The sequence below is a fragment of the Microbacterium sp. 13-71-7 genome, from assembly GCF_002257455.1.
Lineage (GTDB): Bacteria > Actinomycetota > Actinomycetes > Actinomycetales > Microbacteriaceae > Microbacterium.
Genome location: NZ_NCKN01000306.1, coordinates 1 through 4,025 on the forward strand (window position 1 = coordinate 1; position 4,025 = coordinate 4,025).

Annotated in this window: 7 protein-coding genes; all 7 read right to left on the reverse strand. The window is 65.4% G+C overall.

The annotated features are described in order from the left end of the window. Positions 1 to 431: 50S ribosomal protein L17 (gene rplQ / locus B7X32_RS19230; protein ID WP_292723401.1), on the reverse strand; the 431-nt coding region annotated here is incomplete at its 3' end. 33 nt (positions 432 to 464) lie between these two features. Further along, positions 465 to 1,454 carry a DNA-directed RNA polymerase subunit alpha gene (locus tag B7X32_RS19235; RefSeq protein ID WP_105686048.1) on the reverse strand — a complete coding sequence of 330 codons (990 nt, stop codon included), beginning with the start codon at positions 1,452 to 1,454 and terminating at the stop codon, positions 465 to 467. Positions 1,455 to 1,580: 126 nt separating this feature from the next. Further along, the gene (gene rpsK / locus B7X32_RS19240; protein ID WP_017829189.1) at positions 1,581 to 1,979 is read right to left on the reverse strand and encodes a 30S ribosomal protein S11; all 399 of its coding nucleotides are present in this window, start codon (positions 1,977 to 1,979) and stop codon (positions 1,581 to 1,583) included. Positions 1,980 to 2,009: 30 nt separating this feature from the next. Further along, on the reverse strand, positions 2,010 to 2,384 hold the full coding sequence (gene rpsM, locus B7X32_RS19245; RefSeq protein ID WP_292723411.1) for a 30S ribosomal protein S13: 375 nt from the start codon (positions 2,382 to 2,384) through the stop codon (positions 2,010 to 2,012). 221 nt (positions 2,385 to 2,605) lie between these two features. Then, a complete protein-coding gene (rpmJ, locus tag B7X32_RS19250; protein WP_005050492.1) occupies positions 2,606 to 2,722 on the reverse strand; it encodes a 50S ribosomal protein L36 in 117 nt (38 codons plus the stop codon). Between the two features lie 66 nt (positions 2,723 to 2,788). Further along, positions 2,789 to 3,010 carry a translation initiation factor IF-1 gene (gene infA / locus B7X32_RS19255; protein ID WP_018171468.1) on the reverse strand — a complete coding sequence of 74 codons (222 nt, stop codon included), beginning with the start codon at positions 3,008 to 3,010 and terminating at the stop codon, positions 2,789 to 2,791. 146 nt (positions 3,011 to 3,156) lie between these two features. Next, positions 3,157 to 3,828, reverse strand: coding sequence for a thioredoxin domain-containing protein (locus B7X32_RS19260; RefSeq protein WP_292723426.1), 672 nt, complete (start codon positions 3,826 to 3,828; stop codon positions 3,157 to 3,159). Between the last annotated feature and the right edge of the window lie 197 nt (positions 3,829 to 4,025).

The window sequence follows — 4,025 nt, forward strand, 5'->3', positions numbered from 1 at the left end:
GCCTCGGCGGCGGGAGCAGCCTTCTCAGCCTTGGCGGGCTTCGCGGCAGCCTTCTTCACCTTGGGGGTGACGGGCTCGAGCACGAGCTCGATCACGGCCATGGGCGCGTTGTCGCCCTTGCGGTTGCCGACCTTGGTGATGCGGGTGTAGCCGCCCTCACGCTCGGCGACGAGCGGCGCGATCTCGGCGAACAGGATGTGCGTCGCCTCCTTGTTGCTGCGCAGGACCGTCAGCACGCGACGGCGTGCGTGCAGGTCGCCGCGCTTGGCGAAGGTGACGAGACGCTCGGCCAGCGGACGCAGGCGCTTGGCCTTGGTCTCGGTGGTCTTGATCGACTTGTGAACGAACAGCTGGGCGGCGAGGTTCGCAAGCAGCAGACGCTCGTGGGCCGGGCCGCCTCCGAGGCGGGGACCCTTGGTGGGCTTAGGCATTGTTCTTACTCCTGGATCGGAAAGGTTCGGGTATCAGAAGGACTCGTCTTCGGAGCCGCCGTAGAAGTGGGCGCCGTCGAAACCGGGCACCGAATCCTTCAGCGACAGGCCGAGCGAGACGAGCTTGTCGCGCACCTCGTCCACCGACTTCTGTCCGAAATTGCGGATGTTCATGAGCTGCGTCTCCGAGAGGGCGACGAGCTCGGACACCGTGTTGATGCCTTCGCGCTTGAGGCAGTTGTACGAGCGGACCGACAGATCGAGATCCTCGATCGGCATCGACAGCTCGTTCGAGAGCACGGCCTCGACCGGCGCGGGGCCGATCTCGATGCCCTCGGCCTCGACGTTCAGCTCGCGGGCGAGGCCGAACAGCTCGGTCAGCGTGCGACCGGCCGAAGCGACGGCGTCGCGCGGGGCGATCGAGTTCTTGGTCTCGACGTCCAGCACAAGCTTGTCGAAGTCGGTGCGCTCGCCGGCGCGGGTGGCGTCGACGCGGTAGCTGACCTTGAGCACGGGCGAGTAGATCGAGTCGATCGGCACCTGGCCGGCCTCGGCGTACTCGCTGCGGTTCTGCGCCGCGGAGACGTAGCCGCGGCCGCGCTCGATGGTGAGCTCGAGCTCGAACTTGGCCGTCTCGTTGAGGGTCGCGATGACCAGCTCGGGGTTGTGCACCTCGACGCCGGCCGGAGCGGAGATGTCCGCCGCGGTGACCTCACCGGCGCCGGTCTTGCGCAGGTAGGCGGTGATGGGCTCGTCGCGCTCCGAGGAGACGACCAGCTGCTTGATGTTGAGGATGATCTCGGTGACATCCTCCTTGACACCGGGGATGGTGCTGAACTCGTGGAGGACGCCGTCGATGCGGACGCTGGTCACGGCCGCGCCGGGGATCGAGGAGAGCAGGCTGCGACGCAGCGCGTTGCCGATCGTGTAGCCGAAGCCGGGCTCGAGCGGCTCGATGACGAACCGGCTGCGGTTCTCGGAGATCTTTTCCTCGGTGAGAGTGGGACGCTGTGCGATGAGCACTGTGTGTTCCTTTCGATCACGTGCCCGCTATATGACACGTGTGGGTGAGGTCTTGAGTTGTGGAAGAAACGCGGGTGAGGATCCCCGGTCTCGACAGGATCGAGATCCGAGGATCCTCAGAACGCGTCAGACGCGACGGCGCTTCGGCGGACGGCAGCCGTTGTGCGCCTGCGGCGTCACATCCTGGATCGAACCCACCTCGAGGCCTGCGGCCTGCAGCGAGCGGATCGCGGTCTCGCGGCCGGAGCCCGGACCCTTCACGAGGACGTCGACCTTCTTCACACCGTGCTCGGCAGCCTGACGGGCGGCCGACTCCGCGGCCATGCCGGCGGCGTACGGGGTGGACTTGCGCGAGCCCTTGAAGCCCACGCCACCGCTGGAAGCCCAGGCGATGACAGCGCCGGACGGGTCGGTGATCGAGACGATGGTGTTGTTGAACGTCGACTTGATGTGGGCCTGGCCCAGCGCGATGTTCTTCTTCTCCTTGCGGCGCGGCTTGCGCGCGGCGGCCTTAGGTGCAGCCATGAAAGTTTTCTCCTATTCCCTGGCCGCCGCTTAGCGGGCCTTCTTCTTGCCGGCGACGGTGCGCTTGGGGCCCTTGCGGGTGCGCGCGTTGGTCTTGGTGCGCTGACCGCGGACCGGCAGGCCACGACGGTGGCGGATGCCCTCGTAGGAGCCGATCTCGACCTTGCGGCGGATGTCGGCGGCGACCTCGCGACGGAGGTCACCCTCCACCTTGTAGGTGCCTTCGATGTAGTCGCGGAGGGCGACGAGCTGGTCGTCGGAGAGGTCCTTGACGCGGATCGACTCGTCGATCTCGGTGGCCTTGAGGATCTCGACCGAACGGGTACGGCCGATGCCGTAGATGTACGTGAGGGCGATCACCACGCGCTTGTCGCGCGGGATGTCGACGCCGGCAAGACGTGCCATGCGGTAACTCCTGGAGTGTTGTGGAGGTGTGGAGCAGGATCGGTGCCCGGGCCTCCGCCCGAGGTGTCGGCTTCTCCGGGCCGCTGAGCCCGTCGAAGCGTCTGATCCTGCCGTTGATGTGCCGGTCGTTGAGCGAGCGGAGCGAGACGAAACGCCTCGGACGCCCACGCGACCTGTATTGAGTTGTGAGATTGCGAGAGTGACGGGCCGGAGCCCGCAGCTCAGCCCTGGCGCTGCTTGTGGCGCGGGTTGCTCTTGCAGATCACCATGACGCGGCCGTGGCGGCGGATCACCTTGCAGTGGTCGCAGATCGGCTTGACGCTGGGGTTGACCTTCATGTTTTTTCCTTATCGCTGTCTTCACCGGGCAGGCGCGAACGCCTGGGGTGTTACTTCTCGACCGGCCTAGCGGTAGCGGTAGACGATGCGGCCGCGTGTGAGGTCGTAGGGCGAGAGCTCCACGACGACGCGATCCTCGGGGATGATGCGGATGTAGTTCTGCCGCATCTTTCCTGAGATCGTTGCAAGGACCTTGTGTCCGTTGGAGAGCTCAACGCGGAACATCGCGTTGGGCAGCGCCTCGGACACGACGCCTTCGATCTCGATGACACCGTCTTTCTTAGCCATAGCCTCGCTGACGCTTCTGCAGACCGGTCGATCTGCGGTGGGTGGGTGGTGGTGGAACTGTGCGGATCCGGACACGCCGGACCAAGGCGCAAAGCACCAAAGATCTATGGTAGTCCGGATCCGCGGATCCGCAAAATGCGGCGTGGCTACTTCTGGTCGACGATCGCCTGCAGCTTCGCGACATCGCTCTGCTTGCTGGTGTCGAGGCGCTGACCGTTGATCTCGATCGTGGGCGTTCCCTGGATCTTGTGCGCGGTGGCCTGCGCGGTCGGGAACTTGAAGAAGGTGTTCGCCTTGATGGTCGCCTCGGCCTTGTCGGCGCCGACCTGCTTCGCGTAGTCGATCAGCTGCTGGTCGGTGAGACCGGGGGTGTTCTCGGTGGGCTGCTTCTCGAACAGCAGGTTGAGGTAGTCGAGGAACTTGTCCGGGTTCTCCTGCGCAACGCTGTAGGCGGCGGCGGCGGCACGCGACGAGTAGTTGGTCCCCTGGGAGAAGCGGTCCAGGATCGCGATCGGGTGGTACTCGAGCGTGATCTTGTTCTCCTTGGCGAGCTTCTGGAGCTGCGAGCCGTACTGGCCTTCGAAGGTCTTGCAGATCGGGCACTGGAAGTCGACGAAGAGGGCGACCTTGTCCTTGCCGGAGCCGGTGGTGACGGCGCCGGTGTCGGAGTTGATGATCGCGCTCTTCGGCGCGGCACCGGGATCCGTGGCCTTGTTGTTCAGGTACACGACGACGCCCACGAGTGCGATGAGCACGGCGACGACGGCGGCGGTGATTCCGATGGCGAACCCGTTGGTCCTGCCCTTGGCAGCGGCCATGTGTGTGTCTCCTTGTCCAGACCCGCCCGGCGGATCCGCTCAGCTATGTCTCCCCATTGTGCCGTGTCCAGCCTTTGAGGGTCGTGGGAGCCGCCCTGCTTCGGATTCCCGGCGCTACTTCAGGTGCGGAAGGATGTCGGTCTCGGGATTCAAGGTCAGAGGGATCCGATCGCCGTTGATGACCAGTGTCGGCGTGC

What these genes read in the sequence shown, in the direction of transcription:
- rpsK (WP_017829189.1), bottom strand. Translation starts at nt 1,979, where the DNA reads ATGGCTGCACCTAAGGCCGCCGCGCGCAAGCCGCGCCGCAAGGAGAAG.
- rpsM (WP_292723411.1), bottom strand. Translation starts at nt 2,384, where the DNA reads ATGGCACGTCTTGCCGGCGTCGACATCCCGCGCGACAAGCGCGTGGTG.
- rpmJ (WP_005050492.1), bottom strand. Translation starts at nt 2,722, where the DNA reads ATGAAGGTCAACCCCAGCGTCAAGCCGATCTGCGACCACTGCAAGGTG.
- infA (WP_018171468.1), bottom strand. Translation starts at nt 3,010, where the DNA reads ATGGCTAAGAAAGACGGTGTCATCGAGATCGAAGGCGTCGTGTCCGAG.
- B7X32_RS19260 (WP_292723426.1), bottom strand. Translation starts at nt 3,828, where the DNA reads ATGGCCGCTGCCAAGGGCAGGACCAACGGGTTCGCCATCGGAATCACC.